The sequence below is a fragment of the Nostoc sp. NMS2 genome (genome assembly GCF_017115105.1).
In the GTDB taxonomy this organism is placed as follows: Bacteria; Cyanobacteriota; Cyanobacteriia; order Cyanobacteriales; family Nostocaceae; genus Nostoc.
In genome coordinates this window covers 1-16,619 of sequence record NZ_JABXKH010000062.1, presented here as the reverse complement: position 1 = coordinate 16,619, position 16,619 = coordinate 1, and the positions used below count along the sequence as shown (strand labels likewise).

Sequence of the window (16,619 nt, the reverse complement as noted above, 5' to 3'; positions counted from 1 at the left end):
TTGTAATTATTGTGGGGTGGGCATCTTGCCCGCCCTTTTAAATAAAAATATTTACAGAATTATTGTAATGAATGAAATAACTTAAATCAAGCTGAATTCTGGTTCAAGACTTCTGAATTCTTCTTATACAGACAATTTTCGTTATGAACTGATGAAATAATGTACTTAGTAATGTATAATTAACCCCAACAGTTCACGGTGCTTGTCAAGTATTAAACTACTTGCTGGTACTGCCAAAGTATATTGTATGTCTACATCTGCAATCACCGTTACCGTCAAATTGTTCGCTGCTTATCAAGAAGCCTTTAAGGTTTCGGAACTGGTACTGGAATTTCCCGATAGTATGCCAGTCAAAGCAGTATGCGATCGCCTCATAACCGAACACCCTGAACTTTCTCAATGGCGAGACATCACCCGCTTCGGGATTAATTTAATATTTGTTGAACCAGATACCCTATTACAAGATGGGGATGAAGTCGTATTGATTCCACCAGTTAGCGGCGGCTAGGAAAATAATTAGGAGTAGAGACGTGATTAATCGCGTCTCTACAAAAGTTAGGAGTTACAGCAGATTGCAAGTAAGTGAGGTCAAAAATGCAGGACTCACGCCATCAGATATAAAGAGTTTCTACCTCCTGCTCCCTTTCCCCCTGCCCCTTTCCCCTCACCTACTATTCGACTCAGCAGTTACCTTAACTAAGTTATCTAACTCTTGTTGCATCTGACTAACAACTAATTCATAACATTCATTGACATAGTGGCGATCGCTAGCTGCTTCAGGGCCATAACGTTGAAATACAATCGGCGGACAAATCCGCGTGTACATCGGCACAGGTAATGGAATATTGGGCAATGGGCCAATTGCTAATCCCCAAGGCAATCCGAGATAGATCGGAAAAACTTCTGGATCAATCCCAAGCAGCCAAGGCATTCCCCATTCGTGGAGTTGCTGCACAATTTTGTAACCGTCAGCTAGTACAATCAGCGTATCGTGAGCGCCCCAGGAAATCACAGGTACAATCGGCACATTTTCCCGCAACGCTAACTTGATAAATCCTTGTCGCCCTGCAAAGTAGATTTTGTTACGTAAATAATGCGGTCGAAACACATCTTCGGCTCCACCTGGATAAACTAGCACACTAGCTCCAGAGTGCAAAGCAGTGTAAGCCATTTTTGGATGAGCTATGATTGCTCCAGCCTTGGCAGCTAGTTGCGCTAGTGGTTCGCTAACCTGCCAAGCCTTGGGATGCATCAAACCATAAACGGGTTGCTTTGCACCAAATCGTTTGAACCAGTCGTACATCACCATTCCCATATCGGGAGCTGCGAGTCCCCCATTATGCGAACCGACAAATAAGACTTTTTCTTGGGATGGAATATTGTCCCAGCCACTAGTTTGAACTTGAAAATAGTACTTATACAAAAAGCCCAACAAAGGCATCAGAGATTCTATGAACTTTGGATCTCGCTCATCCAAAGACCAACCGGGTTTTTTCTTTAAGAGATGTTGCTTTTTTGACATCGATACATTTTAACAAGATCGGAACTTCGGGGGATGCGGGAAGTCTTGAATTAAAACTAAGATTAACCGGACTTTCAAGCGCTGTATTGCTTTTGCTTGACTAGCCAAACAGAGAGCAAAGCGATCGCTATACCAACCAGAATAAAACAATAGATGTAGCCGAAGTTATCCACAATCCTACCAAATACTGCTGCGCCGATTCCCTGTCTAACAAAAAAGCTAAAGATAAACAGCGAAACGGCTGTACCTCCTGCTTCCGGTGCTAACCAGCCCACGCAATCCTCCTATTGTTTTATCAAACAGAATTTAGAATGAGCTAAGTAAGTTGGTGCGGAAAAACCCAAGTAGTTACGAAACATAAATAGGCTTAAAACCCTTACTAATGACCAATACTTCGGCTTACCTCGACTTCGCTCGGCACAAGTCGCTCAGTACAAGTGACAAAGGACAGCCTTAGCCAGTTAGCTTTAATTGCGCCAACCTACTTACACCCATTCTAAATTCTGGATTCTTCTTCAAGCCCAGAACGCTCAAGGTTGAATAGTCTTCGCCGACTGATTAAATAACATATCTCGTAACTTATCTGGATCGAGTGCTGGAGTTTTAAATGCTTCTGCTTTCTCGTAGGCGCGAATTGTTGCCGGACGAGCTTTAATTGTCTCAAACCAGCGCTTGAGATGAGCAAAATCCTCTAGATTTTGACTTTGGATCTCATGGGGCACAATCCAAGGATAAGCAGCAATATCAGCGATGGAATAATCGCCAGCCACAAATTCTCTGTCTGCTAGTTGCTTATTCAGCACTGCATATAAGCGTCCCGTCTCATTTACGTAGCGCTTAATGGCATATTCAATCTTTTCGGGAGCATAGCTGCTAAAGTGATGATTTTGTCCCGCCATTGGCCCCAGCCCGCCCATTTGCCAGAACAACCATTCTAAAACTTGAGTGCGTTGGCGTAAATCTTGCGGGATTAATTTCCCGGTTTTTTCTGCCAAATATAGCAAAATTGCCCCAGACTCAAATACCGAAATCGGCGCACCTCCATCTGCTGGTTCACGATCAACGATCGCAGGCATGCGATTATTGGGAGAAATCTTCAAAAATTCGGGTTTAAATTGATCTCCTGCCGCAATATTCACAGGAATTATGGTATATTGCAAGCCGACTTCTTCCAGGAAAATCGTAATTTTATGACCGTTTGGGGTTGTCCAATAATAAAGATCAATCATGGTTATTTGTCCTAAAATTGTGCGATTCTTTTTAAGTGAATGGTGCAGACATCTCTTTTTTTCGGATTTATCCCAAAATCTGAAAAAAGAGGGCAAAAACTGTGAAAAGTAAAAGAGATTGGGGATTGAGTAAGAAGTGAAAAATTATGTTCGTGTCTTTAACCCCTCCCCAATTTTGGAATGTATTCCCAGTCCCCAGTCCCTAGTCCCTAGTCCCTAGTTCCTAGTGTAGGAGCGGCGTTTCTCCTGCCACCAAACCGAAAGTTGGTGGCGGACTTCTTGCCGTGACCAGTTGAATTGTAACCCCACAACCTAGAATTTCAAATACTTAGAGAGTAACTTATGAGTGAACAAACAGTAAAAGTGATTGAAGGAAACTTATTGCCAAAAGGAGATTATGTTTCATCAGGATTTTCCACTATCCAGCCAGATTCATATTTTCCTAATATAATTTTAGGCAATAAATATGAATCTTTTTGGCTTTATTTGCGGCGGGATATTACTCATAACTGGTACGTGGATAAGCGACGGCAGAAGGTAGGATTTGTGAGCAGAGATGAAGCTCATATTCTATACAATACAGCCTTGAAATTTCAGGGGAAAAAAGCTTTAGAAATAGGTTGCTGGATGGGTTGGTCAGCTTGTCATCTGGCTTTAGGAGGAGTAGAGCTAGATGTAATTGATCCGATGCTATCTGAACAATTATTTCATGAAAGCGTCACAGAGTCACTAAAGTCGGCAGGCGTTAAGGAATCTGTGAATCTAATACCAGGATATAGCCCTGAAAAAGTAGAAGAGATAGCAAATAAATTTCAACATAAATGGTCATTGATATTTATAGATGGTAATCACGAAGCACCGGCTCCGCTCAATGATGCAATTATTTGCGAACAATTTGCAGAAGCAGATGCTTTAATTTTATTTCATGATTTGGCTTCTCCTGACGTAGGACAAGGCTTGGACTACTTCAAAGAGAAAGGATGGAACACAATGGTGTATCAAACTATGCAAATTATGGGAGTTGCATGGCGGGGAAATGTTGAGCCTGTAATACATCAGCCAGATCCTAAAATTAACTGGCGCTTACCTCCGCATTTACAAGGTTATTCTGTAAGTGGTTCAGTTGAAACTGCGACTGAAGATAAATTTGCAGAAATTCTCAGAGCAGTTCGGCCATATACTTTATTGAGTGAAGGAAAGTTATTCTCGCTTTATAGTCAGGCAAAACAAGTATATTGTTATCTTTTTTGGCTGCCAAAAATGTTACTACAAGCGATCGCTAGAATCAAACCTATCAAGGGCGACTAGGTTTATAGCGGTGATTTGGCGATCGCTGCCCAAACTCTATGGTGAACCTGAAGGATTGGTGTGGGATATTTTGCTTCGAGTAATGTTGCCAATTCTTGGTCAAATACTTCTACTTTTTCTGGTGTCAGGCTGGCTCCCACGCCAGCACTAGCCCGAATTCGTCCCCGCCAATCTTCGTGTGTATAAGATACAAATACATCGTAAGAAAATGTGCGGATTTCTCGGAATCCAACTTCGCCAATATCCTGTAACCACAAGGGATGCAAGCCATTACCGCCGGCCAGATTCCACGCGGGATTATGAGCCTTGATCAGTTGTTCTGTGGCTTCAACGACATTACCTTTTAAGGGTATCCAATCAAAATGTGCGATCGCAATTGAGCCATTTTTTCTCAATATCCGAGTAATTTCTTGGACAGCACGGGGACGCTCAAACCAATGCCAACATTGTCCAGCAGTGATTACATCGGCACTTGCATCTGGTAACTCGGTATTCTCGGCAGTTGCGACTCGATAATCGACTTTGATTTGGGCTGATTCGCTTAACTGTCTGGCTTGTTCTAAAAGTGATGCTGATGGATCTATGCCAATTACATAAGCACCCCTATCAGCAAAGCCCCGCGCTAGTGTTCCTGTACCTGTACCAAGGTCAACAATATTTTGCCCTGGTAAACCTATACCATATTCAGACAGTTTGTTAAATAATGAACTGGGAAAGCCAGCGCGGTGTTTTGCGTAATCAACAGCAGTTGCACCAAAATCAATTTTCATACCTGCAAAACCAATGTTGTAACAATAGTCTAGGCTAGAAGTTCTCTACCCAAGGACGTAGTTCTACTTCATAAGTCCAAGCACTGCGGGGTTGGCGTAAAATGCTGAGATAAGTTTGAGCGATAGCATCTGGGTCAAGAGTACTATCAGGATTATCTACTGGATCTGGGCGAACTGCTGAACGGATTGCCCCATCAATCACGAAATGTGCTACATGGATATTCTTTGGTGCTAATTCTCTAGCAATACTCTGAGCCAAACCGCGCAGTGCAAATTTACCCATCGCAAAGGGAGCAGAATTAGCATAACCCTTAATACTCGCCGAGGCTCCAGTAAAAAATATAGCACCACCGCCAAGTTTCAAAAACCTTTTGGTAGCAGCTTGAGCGACGAGAAAGCCACCATAAGCAGTTACATCTAGGGTTTTTGCTACCTCAGCAGGGTCTAGATCAATAAGAGGCCCCCGCACCCGAAAACTGGGATTGTAAACGACAACATTCGGGGAACCAATTTTATGATCAATATCAATAAATAATTGTTCTACTTCATCTGGCTTTGAAACATCAGCAGCGAAACTAACTGCGCCAACTTCACTAGTCAATTGAGTGAGTTTTTCAATTTGACGAGCCGCTAAAGCTATCGTGAATCCTTCTTTGGCAAATAGGCGGGCTAAAGAAGCACTCAGTCCACTACCTGCGCCGACAATTAAAGCTGTTGTTGCCATATTTTAAACCTGTAGTGCTTATTCTGTCTAGCTTAGAGCTTTTCTTAGTGCCATTCTGATTAAGACATTTCATTTATAGATTAAGAATTGAGCGTGACTGAAGATAGCTGTGAATTGCCCTTAGTGGGAGTTTGACCAATTTGCAGTACACCAACTGCGGCAATCAAACAGAGAATACCTGATAAAATAAACGCTTGTAAATAGCTACCCGTCCAAGTTCTCAACACTCCGGCTCCGAATGCTGCTGTGGCTGCACCAAGCTGGTGTCCTGCGACAATCCAACCGAACATCACGCCGACATTTTCTTTACCAAAGGCATTGGCAACAAGACGGACTGTCGGTGGTACGGTAGCAATCCAATCAAGTCCATAAAAGACGGCGAAAATGGAAAGTCCATAGAAGGAAAAATTGAAACTGAAGGGCAAGAAAATCAAAGACAAACCCCGCAGTCCGTAGTACCAGCACAATAAGTAGCGATTATTCCATCGGTCAGATAACCAACCGGACATAGTAGTACCAAAAAAATCGAATAGTCCCATGATTGCCAAAAGCCCCGCAGCCTTAACTTCCGGGATACCGTGGTCAATACAAGCAGGAATCAGATGAGTTCCAATTAACCCATTTGTGCTAGCGCCACAGATAAAAAAGCTACCAAATAACAGCCAGAAATCGCGCTTATGCATTCCCAACCAGAGAGCGTTGAGGGTAGAGGCGATGGAATTTGCTCTCGGCTGTGATATTTCTACAGTTTCGGTATTGTCGCCAAAGGGTCGCAAACCGACATCTGCCGGACGATCGCGCATAAAGGCTGCGATCGCTGGAATAATTAGAAGTGCTGCACCAGTAAGAGCTAAAGCCGCAGTTCGCCACCCAAAGCGATCGGCTATTGAGGCCAACATGGGCAAAAACACCAGTTGTCCTGTGGCTGTACTAGCGGTTAAGATGCCGAGAACTAAACCCCGCTTTTCAGAAAACCAGCGATTGACAACAATCGCCCCCAAAACCAGGGCGATAACTCCGCTACCAGAACCGACAACTACACCCCACAGCAAAACTAGCTGCCAAGATGCTGACATCAAAGTGGTTAAACCCACACCGAGAGCAATGATAGCAAGTGAAAATACCATCATCCGGCGAATGCCGATTCGCTCCATAAGCGTGGCGGCAAAAGGGCCAATCAGTCCGTAAAGTACTAAATTAATGGAGATTGCCAAAGATATAGTTGCTCTACTCCAGCCAAACTCCTGTTCGAGAGGCACTATAAAAACTCCCGGAGCAGAGCGAATTCCGGCTGCAACGAGCAAAGCTAGGAATGTTAAACCAGCAACGAGCCAGCCATAGTGAAACGAACGACGTGCTAGGAAGGAGGCTAGGGACATGATGAGTAGGGAGTGGTGGCAATAGGTTCAGGTTAAGCGATAAATTATCACAAAGACGCGATAAATCACCGTCTCTACAAAAGACTGATTATTGTAGAGACGGCGATTCATCGCGTCTCTTGTCTTAACCGAATAGTATTAGGAGTGGTGGAGCAGAGATCAATATCTATAATTTATCGAGTAGGTATAAATGGAACTCGTGAATGAATATTAAAGACTCATTCACGAGTCTTTGAACTTTGTCGATGAACCTCCGAGCTTCGTCGATGAGTTTTTGAACTCCATTAATGAGGCTCAGAACTCGACTCTTTTACCTCTTGCTTTATGCCCCATTTAAGAAAAGCTACCCTGCATAAGGATTGCCGATTCTATCCACAGAGACGTTATAAGAGAATGGCAAACGACCTGGATTTAAGCGTGGTTCGGCTGCATAGCCAACAGGAACAACAACAGCGATCGCTAAATCTGAATTATCCCCAGCACCAATCACTTGTTTTACTTTATCCTCAATCCAACCGTTCATAAAACAAGTGGATAATCCCAGACTTTCTGCTGCTAACACCAAATGAGTAGCGGCGATGATGGCATCTTTGATCGCATATTCGCGTCGCTTTTCGCCTAGTCCAGCTTGAAATTGTGGGACGGCGGTTTTAAAGTAATTTACTGTGCCTTCATTCCATGCTCCAGTTTCGAGTCCCTGCTCCATAATTGGGGTTAAGTTGTGTTCACCTGCGTTAGGATCGGCTGCAAACACAAAGGTTACAGGTGCTTGGATAATTTGCTGTTGATTCCACGAAGCTGCTGATAATGCCGCCTTTTGCGCCTCATCTTGCACAAGAATAATTTGCCAAGACTGGATATTATAGCTGCTGGGCGCTGCCACGGTCAATTCTACCAGTTGCTTTAGTAGTTCTGGGGTGATGGGGTCTGCTTTAAAAGTTTTGATTGAACGACGTTTAGCGATCGCACTTGGTACATCTAAAGGTTGAGTTTGGGTGATGGAACTCATGAGATTCTCCTGATAGTTGAGTTATGACCAAATAATTCGTAATTCCTAATTAGGATACAAATGATTCTATTTATTCATGAAACAAAAATAAAAATTATTCCTAATTTCAGAACAAACGAGTTTCATCAGACACGCATCAGCAAGAGTCATAATTACGAATTACGAATTACGAATTACGAATTATGCCTGAGCTACCGCCTCATTAGCAGCTGACCAAAATGGATAGTCTGTATATCCTTTTTCACTGCCACCATAAAAGGTTGCTTGATTTGGTTGATTTAGGGGTGCATTCAAAGCCAAGCGGCGGGGTAAATCGGGATTTGATATAAATAATGTGCCAAAGGCAACTAAATCTGCTGCTTTGTTTGCCAGGACAGCATCGCCTTTTTCACGGGTATAACCACCATTGACGATGAGTGTACCTGTAAAGCGATCGCGTATATGACTGGTGGGTACAATTATCCCACCATGTCTAATGTCTGCCTCTGTTGCCTCATAAATGTGCAGATATGCCAAATTAAACTGGTTCAACGCTTGAGCCGCATAACCGAATGTCTCCAAGGGATTGGAATCACCTATATCGTTAAAAGTCCCACTGGGAGAGAAACGTACCCCGACTCGGTTAGAATCCCACACACTAGTTACCGCCTCTGTCACTTCTAATAGTAGTCGAGCGCGATTCTCAATAGAACCCCCATATTTATCTGTACGTTGATTGGTGCGATCGCGGAGAAATTGATCTATTAAATAACCATTAGCTGAGTGAATTTCTACTCCATCAAACCCAGCCGCTAGAGCATTTGCCGCTCCCTGACGGTACTGTTCTACTATCTGCGGTATTTCTGAAGTTTCTAAAGCACGGGGAGTAACAAATGGTTTTGGCCCCTCATAAGTTGATGCTTCACCTTTAGGAGCAATGGCAGAAGGTGCTACAGGTAAAACTCCATTCGGTTGTAAGTCAGGATGGGAAATCCTGCCTACATGCCATAGTTGCAGAAAAATTCTACCTCCCTCCTGATGTACGGCATCAGTTACTAATTTCCATCCTTCCACCTGTTCTGACGAATGAATTCCTGGCGTAGCAGGATAGCCCTGTCCTTCAGGAGTTACCTGTGTTGCTTCCGCAATAATCAGTCCGGCGGAAGCACGTTGAGCGTAGTAGGTAGCATTCAGTTCGTATGGTACATTTCCCTCACTTGCCCGGTTTCGGGTTAAGGGTGCCATCACAATCCGGTTCGGGAGTTCCAAATTTCCTAATTGATAGGAAGAAAATAAGTTGATATCAGTAGTCATTGGTTATATCTCCAAATTATTTTAGTCATTAGTCATTTGTCCCTTATTCCCCAGTCCCACACCTAAACAATCGACCGAATAACACCACCATCTACCCGCAAAGCTGCACCATTAGTTGCTGATGCTACGGGACTAGAAAGATAAACTACGATCGCTGCTACTTCTTCATTAGTTGCAAAGCGTTTAATCAAGGAACTTGGACGCACATTTTGAAAAAACTCCGCCTCAACTCGATCGGGACTAATACCCCGTTCCTTGGCCAGATTTGTGATAAAGTCTTCAACTCCTTCTGAACGGGTTGGCCCTGGTAGGACGGAGTTTACTGTAACTCCAGTCCCAACTGTCATTTCTGCTAGACCTCTTGCAACAGCAAGCTGCGCTGTCTTAGTTGTGCCATAGTGAATCATTTCCACTGGGATTTGAATGGCAGATTCACTAGAGATAAAAATTATCCGTCCCCAGTTTTGCTCTAGCTGCTTTTGCAGATATTGCCGACTCAAACGAACTCCACTGAGAACGTTAACATTAAATATATTTAACCAGTCTTCATCTGTAATATCAAAAAAGGTTTTTGGCTCATAAATACCGACATTGTTTATGAGGATATCAACGTGAGGAACTTTTTGCAAAAGTTGCTCTACCCCTGATGCAGTACCTGTGTCAGCAACAACACCAGAAACTTTTGCTTCGGGTATACTTTGTTGAATTTTAGCGATCGCTTGGGCTACTCTTTCCTCAGATCGACCGTTAACAATCACTGATGCACCCTCTTGAGCTAATCCTTGAGCGATCGCTAAACCAATACCTGCGGTTGAGCCACTCACCAGCGCGGATTTACCATACAATTTCAAGTCCATTTAGCTCTTTCCCCGTTAGTTGAAACAGAATTCAGGAATTGGGAATGGGGCATGGAAAAGAGGCAGAGGGGCGGGGGGCAGGGGGAAAACTCATCTCGCTTGCTCCCTGCTCCCCATCTTCCTCATCTCCCTCATCTCGCTTGCTCCCTGCCCCCTGCCCCCTGCCTCCCACTCCCCACTCCCCACTCCCGTTTACTTAAATTAAAGATGCTGTGCTAAGGTCTTATTCAATGTGGTTTTTGGAACTGCCCCTACGACAGTATCAACCTGCCGACCTCCTTTAAAAACCATCAGCGTCGGAATGCTGCGAATTCCATAATGGCTGGCGACAGTCGGATTCTGATCTGTGTTCAGCTTCACAAATTTCACCTGTCCTTCGTATTCCGCAGCAACTTCATCGACTACTGGGCCCACCATCCGGCAAGGGCCGCACCACGGGGCCCAAAAGTCTACTAAGACCGGAATTTCACTTTCCAAGACTTCTTGCTTGAATGTGGCTTCTGTGACATTTGTAATGGATGACATAAATTGCCTTCCTAGTTAATTCTATAATTCGATAATATCGAATAATAAAAATATATGCCACTTGATGAGATAATGCAACTATGAGATTTCTTTATCATCCAGATAGAAAAAATATTTCTTTGCCGGGAGTGTTGTATGCATTGGGCGATCCAGTGCGGCTAGAGATTGTGCGGCTGCTGGCGACTGAGGGGGAACAATGCTGTGCCAAGTTTGATTTTGCGATCGCTAAGTCTACAATGTCCAATCATTTTAAGATTTTGCGGGAGTCTGGGATAGTCTTTACACGGAAAGAAGGGACACATCACATCAACATACTGCGGCGTGAAGATTTAGAGATGCTGTTTCCAGGGTTGCTGGATGCAGTCTTGAAAGCCGCTCAACCATTGCCTGTTGTTCCCGCCAGTACTAAACAAACAGCTTCAAGGATTTAGGGCATGGGTCGGCATGACCTCTTTAAGAATCTTCTTGTTTTTTAATTTGTGTTTCTAAATCAGCAAAGATATCATGTTGTTCTCGAAAAGCCCTTGGAGTGTGAGATAATCCTAAATCTGTAGAGAGTAAATCAATACCATCGATAATTTTGGGTATTTGAGCTTGATCGACTTGTAGACTGAGAAAGCATTTCTCTCTGTAATCTGGTCTTCCCTGAAATAGTGTGATCGCTCTTTTCAAAGGGCGCATAACCTGATATGCTTTTTCAGCCTTCTCAATTGATGCTTGAGGGATTGGCGATCGCAGCCTAAGAATTGCTAAATCAATTAAATCTCTTGCCTCAACGCTGTCATCTGCATAACGGTCAGAATTTGACAGCAGCTTGGAGGTAAAACAGTCATTGAAGCTTAAGCAGGGAACAAGTGACCACTTTGGATATCTTGGTGGGTCTAATTGAAAACGAGTTTCAGCAATAATTTCCGTTTTAATCGGCACATTATCTACAAAAACGATCATCCGAATTCCATATTGGTCAGTTGTGCTACGTCCAACTTGGATTTTACTTAAATCATGAAATAATGCTTCATGCCCACCATCAAATACCACTGTCCGCAGGTATTTGTAGCCTTCTGTACCGACAGATGCGATAAAGTCAACATCTTTACTCCAGCGATATTCTTCAAACTCAAATGCAAGAAGGGTTCCGCCACCGAAGTACTTGTACTGAGCGACTTGTGCCGAGCGAAGTCGAGGTAAGCCGAAGTAAGCAGAACCCTTCCTAAGTATGTCAGAATCTAAGCATTCAAGAACTGTGAGAATTTTATTATGGTGTTCAAATCTGGAGGTCATAAATAAACTTGCAACCAGGATCTATAGCGTCCGGCGAGTTCCTGAAGAAAATTGAGTTCTTCACCTTCAAGATTATTAAATAGGTTGCGATATTGCCAACCACGCTCGTAGCGACTCAGCATTTCTTCTGGAGTAAACCGATAGACATTGGCTGTCTGCCAACAAATTGATTCCAGAAAAGGCAGCTTTTTGGGGACAATAACAGGATTATTTGTTGATGTTGCGGTTGTCATGACTTTTTTAAATCAACCACTTTTGGCTTACTTTAATTTTAGCTTTATTACCTTATAACTTGACCACTTTTGAGAAGGACAAATCACTGATGAAATATAAAGCGGGCGACCCAAAAAAATCTACGTGCTGCTAAGTCTTGGGGTGTGATGCCCGTATCAAAGCAATGGCATCTGATGCAGAGGTAGGTTTGAAAGCTATAATTAGGATACAATATATATTCTTAAGAGTGCAAAATCGCAACAAAAGCACCAATGGCAGAATTCACCATTCAAATTCCCGATGAACTGGCTCAACGTTTAGAACCTCTGCAAAATCGCTTACCCGAATTGCTTTGGCGATTACTAGACGTTGTTAATCTACCAATAACTATTCAGCCAACAGTTAACCCTGAGAGTACAAATATTCCAGCAGTTTATCAAGAAGTTATTGATTTTTTAATTAAGGGGCCAAAACCAGAAGAAATTATTAATTTTAAAGTTTCATTTCAATCTCAAACCCGCCTACAAGAATTACTAGAAAAAAATCGCTCTGCAACACTCAATCAAATGGAATTAGCAGAATTAGATGTTTACGAGCAGCTAGAGCAGATGATGATTTTATTAAAAGCACGAGCTTATTCTGCAATCAGCTAACATGACTTCTAATTTGATTTCTGTGGAACTTCGTAGGTTAGTTATCCAGAGAGCTTCAGCACGCTGTGAATATTGCCAAATCCATCAAAACTTTTCTATTTATACCCATGAAGTAGACCATATTATTGCCGTTAAACATGGGGGTGAAACTACTGTTGAGAATTTGGCACTTTCATGTTTATCCTGTAACCGTCACAAAGGCTCTGATTTCGCTACTATAGACCAGCTTACTTAAGAAATTGTTCCATTGTTTAATCCCCGCCGTCTGGTTTGGGATGAACATTTTTATCTTGAAAATGCCAGGATAGAAGGAAAAACTCAGATTGGTCAAGGGACTGCAAGGTTACTTCAATTTAATGTTCCCAATCGGGTGCTTTCTCGACAAGTGTTGATCAGTCAAGGACAATACCCGTAGATATTAAGATCAAGTCGAATTTTGCTCCCAGAGCAATAGGGAATTTAGTAAACTTCAGAAATGTTAAGGGTTGGGATAAACTCTTCCTTTCCAAGCGCCGCCGCGCCCTTGCCAGTGACGGAGTGCTGAGTCTAAAGTCATCAGTGTATAGAGAAAAGCAATCGCAGGTAAGCTAAAAGCTAACCACGGAGAACATTTATAAAAGCGGATCGTCGGGTAGTAAGCAAAAGTCATCAATAGCCATCCTAATAAACCTGTAAGTGCGATCGCCCAATTGCCCCAAACTGCTCCTAGAATTACACACACAGGCGGAACTAGATAAATCAGAGGCATTCCTATTAAAGTGCCTAAGAGGAGTAATGGAGAATAATTGAGTTGAGTATAGGCAGTACGAGCAACCATATCCCAAATTGTCGCTAGCGAGTCATAAGGACGCAAACTCCGAGTCAAGCTACTCAATCCTAGCCAGATACGCCCTTGACTGGAAACATTGTTTATCCCCTTTTCCCTTTGTCCCCCACTCTTCTTAACAGCCCCAGCTAGGGCGCAATCGTCGATTAAAGCTTGGCGAATCACTTGAATGCCTCCGATTCGCTCTAAAGCTTCACGGGTGATTAGAATAGATCCCCCAGCTGCGGCGGCTGTGGGATTGTTTGGATCATTGACCCAGCGAAAAGGATAGAGTTTTTGGAAGAAAAACACGAAAGCCGGAATTAAAAGTTTTTCCCAAAAGCTCTCACACCTGAGTCGCACCATTACCGAAACCAGGTCTAAATCTTCTTGGACAGCTTTCGTAACGAGTCGCCGGAGATTACTAGGATCATGTTCGATATCTGCGTCGGTCAGAAAAAAATAATCAGGTGCGAATTTACTAGCACTCTTTATACCTTGCTCAACTGCCCAAAGTTTGCCCGACCAACCAGCAGGTAGTGAAACGCCAGAGATAATATGCATTTGCTGGGGTTTACCGACAGCGTGTGCAACTCCTTCGGCAAAATTTGCTGTACCGTCTGTACTGCGATCGTCTACTAAAAATACGTTGAAAGAACCAGGATAATCTTGAAGTAGGAGCGATCGCAAACTAGTTGATATTAATTCAGCTTCGTTACGCGCCGGAACCACCACACAAACCACAGGTAACGATTGTAGAGACGTTGTATACAACGTCTCTACCTCTAATTGCTGGTCTGTCCGCCAAAATTGTCCCCAAAAACATAGTAATCCCAACCAAATTGTCAAGGATAACAGCATCAATCCTAATACAATTACACCCATGACCTATTGCAAATTCTCAGTGACTCAGACACAATACTATGTCTACCAATAAAGGAAAAAAATTTTTCATCGGATTGCCGTATTCAATAGTGTTGGGTGTTGAGGTTAAATAGTATTTGATGCAAACACAAGACAGGGTAAAAGTCAATCAAGTCGCAACGGCGATCGCAGCTAGTCAACAATATTTGCTTTCGATTCAAAATCCCGCAGGTTATTGGTGGGCAGAGTTAGAATCTAATGTCACCATCACTGCTGAAGCCGTTCTTTTGCATAAGATTTGGGGAACAGACCAAACCAGACCTTTACACAAAGTTGAAGCATATCTGCGTCAAGAGCAACGACAGCATGGTGGCTGGGAGCTTTACTACGGTGATGGCGGAGAACTTAGCACTTCAGTTGAAGCCTACATGGCGCTAAGACTGCTAGGTGTACCAGCAAGCGATCCGGCGATGATTCGGGCGAAAGCTTTTATTCTCCAATGGGGTGGGATCAGCAAAACTCGAATTTTTACTAAGTTGCACCTAGCCTTAATTGGCTGCTACAACTGGCGCGGTATTCCCTCACTACCACCTTGGATAATGTTGTTGCCCAAAACTTTCCCAGTTAATATCTACGAGATGTCTAGCTGGGCACGTTCCAGTACAGTACCATTACTGATTGTATGCGATCGCAAACCTGTTTTTATCACCAACCCAACTATCAATCTAGATGAGCTATACGCTGAAGGTGTGGATCGAGTCCGGTGGGAATTACCCCAAAGTGGGGATTGGACAGATTTATTCCTCACCCTCGATCAAGGATTCAAGTGGGCAGAAAGCTTGAATTTAGTCCCCTTTCGTGAAGAAGGCATCAAAGCCGCCGAAAAATGGATTTTAGAACGGCAAGAAGCGACAGGCGATTGGGGCGGCATTATTCCGGCGATGTTGAATTCAATGCTAGCTTTGCGGTGTCTAGATTATGACCGAAGCGATCCGATTGTGGAGCGGGGTTTGCAAGCAATTGATAACTTTGTCATTGAAACAGAAAATAGTTATCGGGTACAGCCCTGTATTTCACCCGTGTGGGATACAGCTTGGGCAATACGTGCCTTAGTAGAATCTGGCTTTGCCCCAGATCATCCGGCTGTGGTGAAGGCTGGAGAATGGTTATTACAAAAACAAATTTTAGATTACGGAGATTGGGCTGTAAAAAATCGTCAGGGAAAACCAGGGGCTTGGGCTTTTGAGTTTGACAATCGCTTTTATCCCGATGTAGACGACTCGGCGGTGGTGGTGATGGCTTTACATTTGGTGAAACTCCCCAATGAAAAAATTAAGCAGGCTGCGATCGCACGGGCGTTAAACTGGATTGCATCTATGCAATGTAAACCAGGCGGTTGGGCTGCTTTTGATTTGGATAACGATCAAGATTGGCTTAACTCCATCCCCTATGGCGACTTGAAAGCGATGATTGATCCAAATACCGCAGATGTTACGGCTAGAGTCGTAGAAATGCTTGGTGCTTGTAATTTGGCAATTGATAGTGATAATTTAGAGCGATCGCTTACTTATCTTCTGCACGAACAAGAAACCGAAGGCTGTTGGTTTGGTCGTTGGGGTGTAAATTATATCTACGGCACCAGTGGCGTTTTGTCAGCCTTAGCATTGATTGATCCTCAAAAGCATAAACTCAGTATAGAATGGGGAGCAGCTTGGTTAGTAGGGTGTCAAAACTCAGATGGTGGTTGGGGTGAGACTTGCCGCAGCTATAATGACCCCAGTCTTAAAGGAAAAGGAAATAGTACTGCATCTCAAACCGCTTGGGCTTTAATTGGCCTCTTGGCAGCAGGTGAAGCAACTGGTAAATTAGCGCTTGAGGCTATTGAGCAAGGAATTGGCTATCTAGTTGCAACTCAACAACCCGATGGTACTTGGTTTGAGGCGGACTTTACAGGCACTGGATTCCCTTGTCATTTCTATCTTAAATATCATCTGTATCAACAATACTTTCCTTTAATGGCGTTAGGTCGCTATCAAGCAATGATGGATTCGATGAATCTCTCCCTGTCTTGAACCAAAGTTCAAAAAGAAGTAGGAGAGCAGGGTGGTTTCATACGAAAAAAGAAAAATACATAAACCACGTCTATCTTGAAACCTGTAGTTCAACTCTAATGAATAAGGATTTGCC

General features: G+C 43.3%; 20 protein-coding genes. 7 read left to right on the top strand and 13 right to left on the bottom strand.

Features of this window, described 5'->3' with window-relative positions:
• The first annotated feature begins 247 nt into the window (after positions 1-247).
• Positions 248-508, top strand: coding sequence for a MoaD/ThiS family protein (locus HWQ36_RS12325; RefSeq protein ID WP_292702620.1), 261 nt, complete (start codon positions 248-250; stop codon positions 506-508).
• A gap of 156 nt (positions 509-664) precedes the next feature.
• On the opposite strand, the gene HWQ36_RS12320 is transcribed toward HWQ36_RS12325, so the two are convergent.
• The 3 genes from HWQ36_RS12320 to HWQ36_RS12310 all read right to left on the bottom strand — a co-directional run bounded on the left by HWQ36_RS12320 (position 665) and on the right by HWQ36_RS12310 (position 2,751).
• Entirely contained in the window at positions 665-1,522 is an 858-nt protein-coding gene (locus tag HWQ36_RS12320) for a lysophospholipid acyltransferase family protein (protein WP_292702618.1), read from the bottom strand.
• A gap of 74 nt (positions 1,523-1,596) precedes the next feature.
• On the bottom strand, positions 1,597-1,797 hold the full coding sequence (locus tag HWQ36_RS12315) for a hypothetical protein (RefSeq protein WP_292702616.1): 201 nt from the start codon (positions 1,795-1,797) through the stop codon (positions 1,597-1,599).
• Between the two features lie 255 nt (positions 1,798-2,052).
• Positions 2,053-2,751 (bottom strand): glutathione binding-like protein, encoded by a 699-nt coding sequence (locus tag HWQ36_RS12310; RefSeq protein ID WP_292702614.1) that lies wholly within the window; start codon positions 2,749-2,751, stop codon positions 2,053-2,055.
• 342 nt (positions 2,752-3,093) lie between these two features.
• Between HWQ36_RS12310 and HWQ36_RS12305 the strand changes: the two genes are divergently transcribed.
• Complete coding sequence (locus HWQ36_RS12305; RefSeq protein ID WP_292702611.1) at positions 3,094-4,059, top strand: class I SAM-dependent methyltransferase; 966 nt, start codon at positions 3,094-3,096, stop codon at positions 4,057-4,059.
• A gap of 2 nt (positions 4,060-4,061) precedes the next feature.
• Here HWQ36_RS12305 and HWQ36_RS12300 read toward each other — a convergent pair whose 3' ends face one another.
• From HWQ36_RS12300 to trxA, 7 genes are all read right to left on the bottom strand, one after another.
• A complete protein-coding gene (locus HWQ36_RS12300) occupies positions 4,062-4,829 on the bottom strand; it encodes a class I SAM-dependent methyltransferase (RefSeq protein WP_292702608.1) in 768 nt (255 codons plus the stop codon).
• A gap of 34 nt (positions 4,830-4,863) precedes the next feature.
• Positions 4,864-5,553, bottom strand: coding sequence for an SDR family NAD(P)-dependent oxidoreductase (locus HWQ36_RS12295; protein ID WP_292702606.1), 690 nt, complete (start codon positions 5,551-5,553; stop codon positions 4,864-4,866).
• 80 nt (positions 5,554-5,633) lie between these two features.
• Positions 5,634-6,932 (bottom strand): MFS transporter, encoded by a 1,299-nt coding sequence (locus HWQ36_RS12290; protein ID WP_292702603.1) that lies wholly within the window; start codon positions 6,930-6,932, stop codon positions 5,634-5,636.
• Positions 6,933-7,275: 343 nt separating this feature from the next.
• A complete protein-coding gene (locus HWQ36_RS12285; protein ID WP_292702601.1) occupies positions 7,276-7,941 on the bottom strand; it encodes a nitroreductase family protein in 666 nt (221 codons plus the stop codon).
• Positions 7,942-8,121: 180 nt separating this feature from the next.
• Positions 8,122-9,234: an alkene reductase gene (locus tag HWQ36_RS12280; protein WP_292702598.1), complete on the bottom strand. Its 1,113-nt coding sequence runs from the start codon at positions 9,232-9,234 to the stop codon at positions 8,122-8,124.
• A 62-nt stretch (positions 9,235-9,296) separates the two neighbouring features.
• Positions 9,297-10,091 (bottom strand): SDR family NAD(P)-dependent oxidoreductase, encoded by a 795-nt coding sequence (locus HWQ36_RS12275; protein ID WP_292702596.1) that lies wholly within the window; start codon positions 10,089-10,091, stop codon positions 9,297-9,299.
• Positions 10,092-10,292: 201 nt separating this feature from the next.
• Positions 10,293-10,616 (bottom strand): thioredoxin, encoded by a 324-nt coding sequence (gene trxA / locus HWQ36_RS12270; RefSeq protein ID WP_012412473.1) that lies wholly within the window; start codon positions 10,614-10,616, stop codon positions 10,293-10,295.
• An 80-nt stretch (positions 10,617-10,696) separates the two neighbouring features.
• On the opposite strand from trxA, the gene HWQ36_RS12265 reads away from it, so the two are divergent.
• A complete protein-coding gene (locus HWQ36_RS12265; protein ID WP_292702586.1) occupies positions 10,697-11,047 on the top strand; it encodes a helix-turn-helix transcriptional regulator in 351 nt (116 codons plus the stop codon).
• A 22-nt stretch (positions 11,048-11,069) separates the two neighbouring features.
• Here HWQ36_RS12265 and HWQ36_RS12260 read toward each other — a convergent pair whose 3' ends face one another.
• Both HWQ36_RS12260 and HWQ36_RS12255 read right to left on the bottom strand, forming a co-directional pair.
• Positions 11,070-11,897 (bottom strand): nucleotidyl transferase AbiEii/AbiGii toxin family protein, encoded by an 828-nt coding sequence (locus tag HWQ36_RS12260; RefSeq protein ID WP_292702583.1) that lies wholly within the window; start codon positions 11,895-11,897, stop codon positions 11,070-11,072.
• Positions 11,894-12,130: a hypothetical protein gene (locus tag HWQ36_RS12255; RefSeq protein ID WP_292702581.1), complete on the bottom strand. Its 237-nt coding sequence runs from the start codon at positions 12,128-12,130 to the stop codon at positions 11,894-11,896. Before HWQ36_RS12255 ends, HWQ36_RS12260 begins: the two co-directional genes overlap by 4 nt.
• Before the next feature lie 252 nt (positions 12,131-12,382).
• On the opposite strand from HWQ36_RS12255, the gene HWQ36_RS12250 reads away from it, so the two are divergent.
• The 3 genes from HWQ36_RS12250 to HWQ36_RS34360 are packed head-to-tail and all read left to right on the top strand — an operon-like array spanning position 12,383 to position 13,178.
• A complete protein-coding gene (locus HWQ36_RS12250) occupies positions 12,383-12,763 on the top strand; it encodes a hypothetical protein (RefSeq protein ID WP_292702579.1) in 381 nt (126 codons plus the stop codon).
• A gap of 1 nt (position 12,764) precedes the next feature.
• Positions 12,765-12,998: an HNH endonuclease signature motif containing protein gene (locus HWQ36_RS34365; RefSeq protein WP_366828894.1), complete on the top strand. Its 234-nt coding sequence runs from the start codon at positions 12,765-12,767 to the stop codon at positions 12,996-12,998.
• A gap of 12 nt (positions 12,999-13,010) precedes the next feature.
• Positions 13,011-13,178, top strand: coding sequence for a hypothetical protein (locus tag HWQ36_RS34360; RefSeq protein WP_366828892.1), 168 nt, complete (start codon positions 13,011-13,013; stop codon positions 13,176-13,178).
• A 63-nt stretch (positions 13,179-13,241) separates the two neighbouring features.
• Here HWQ36_RS34360 and HWQ36_RS12240 read toward each other — a convergent pair whose 3' ends face one another.
• Positions 13,242-14,453: a glycosyltransferase gene (locus tag HWQ36_RS12240; RefSeq protein ID WP_292702577.1), complete on the bottom strand. Its 1,212-nt coding sequence runs from the start codon at positions 14,451-14,453 to the stop codon at positions 13,242-13,244.
• 119 nt (positions 14,454-14,572) lie between these two features.
• Between HWQ36_RS12240 and shc the strand changes: the two genes are divergently transcribed.
• A complete protein-coding gene (gene shc, locus HWQ36_RS12235) occupies positions 14,573-16,504 on the top strand; it encodes a squalene--hopene cyclase (protein ID WP_292702575.1) in 1,932 nt (643 codons plus the stop codon).
• The last annotated feature ends 115 nt before the right edge of the window (positions 16,505-16,619 follow it).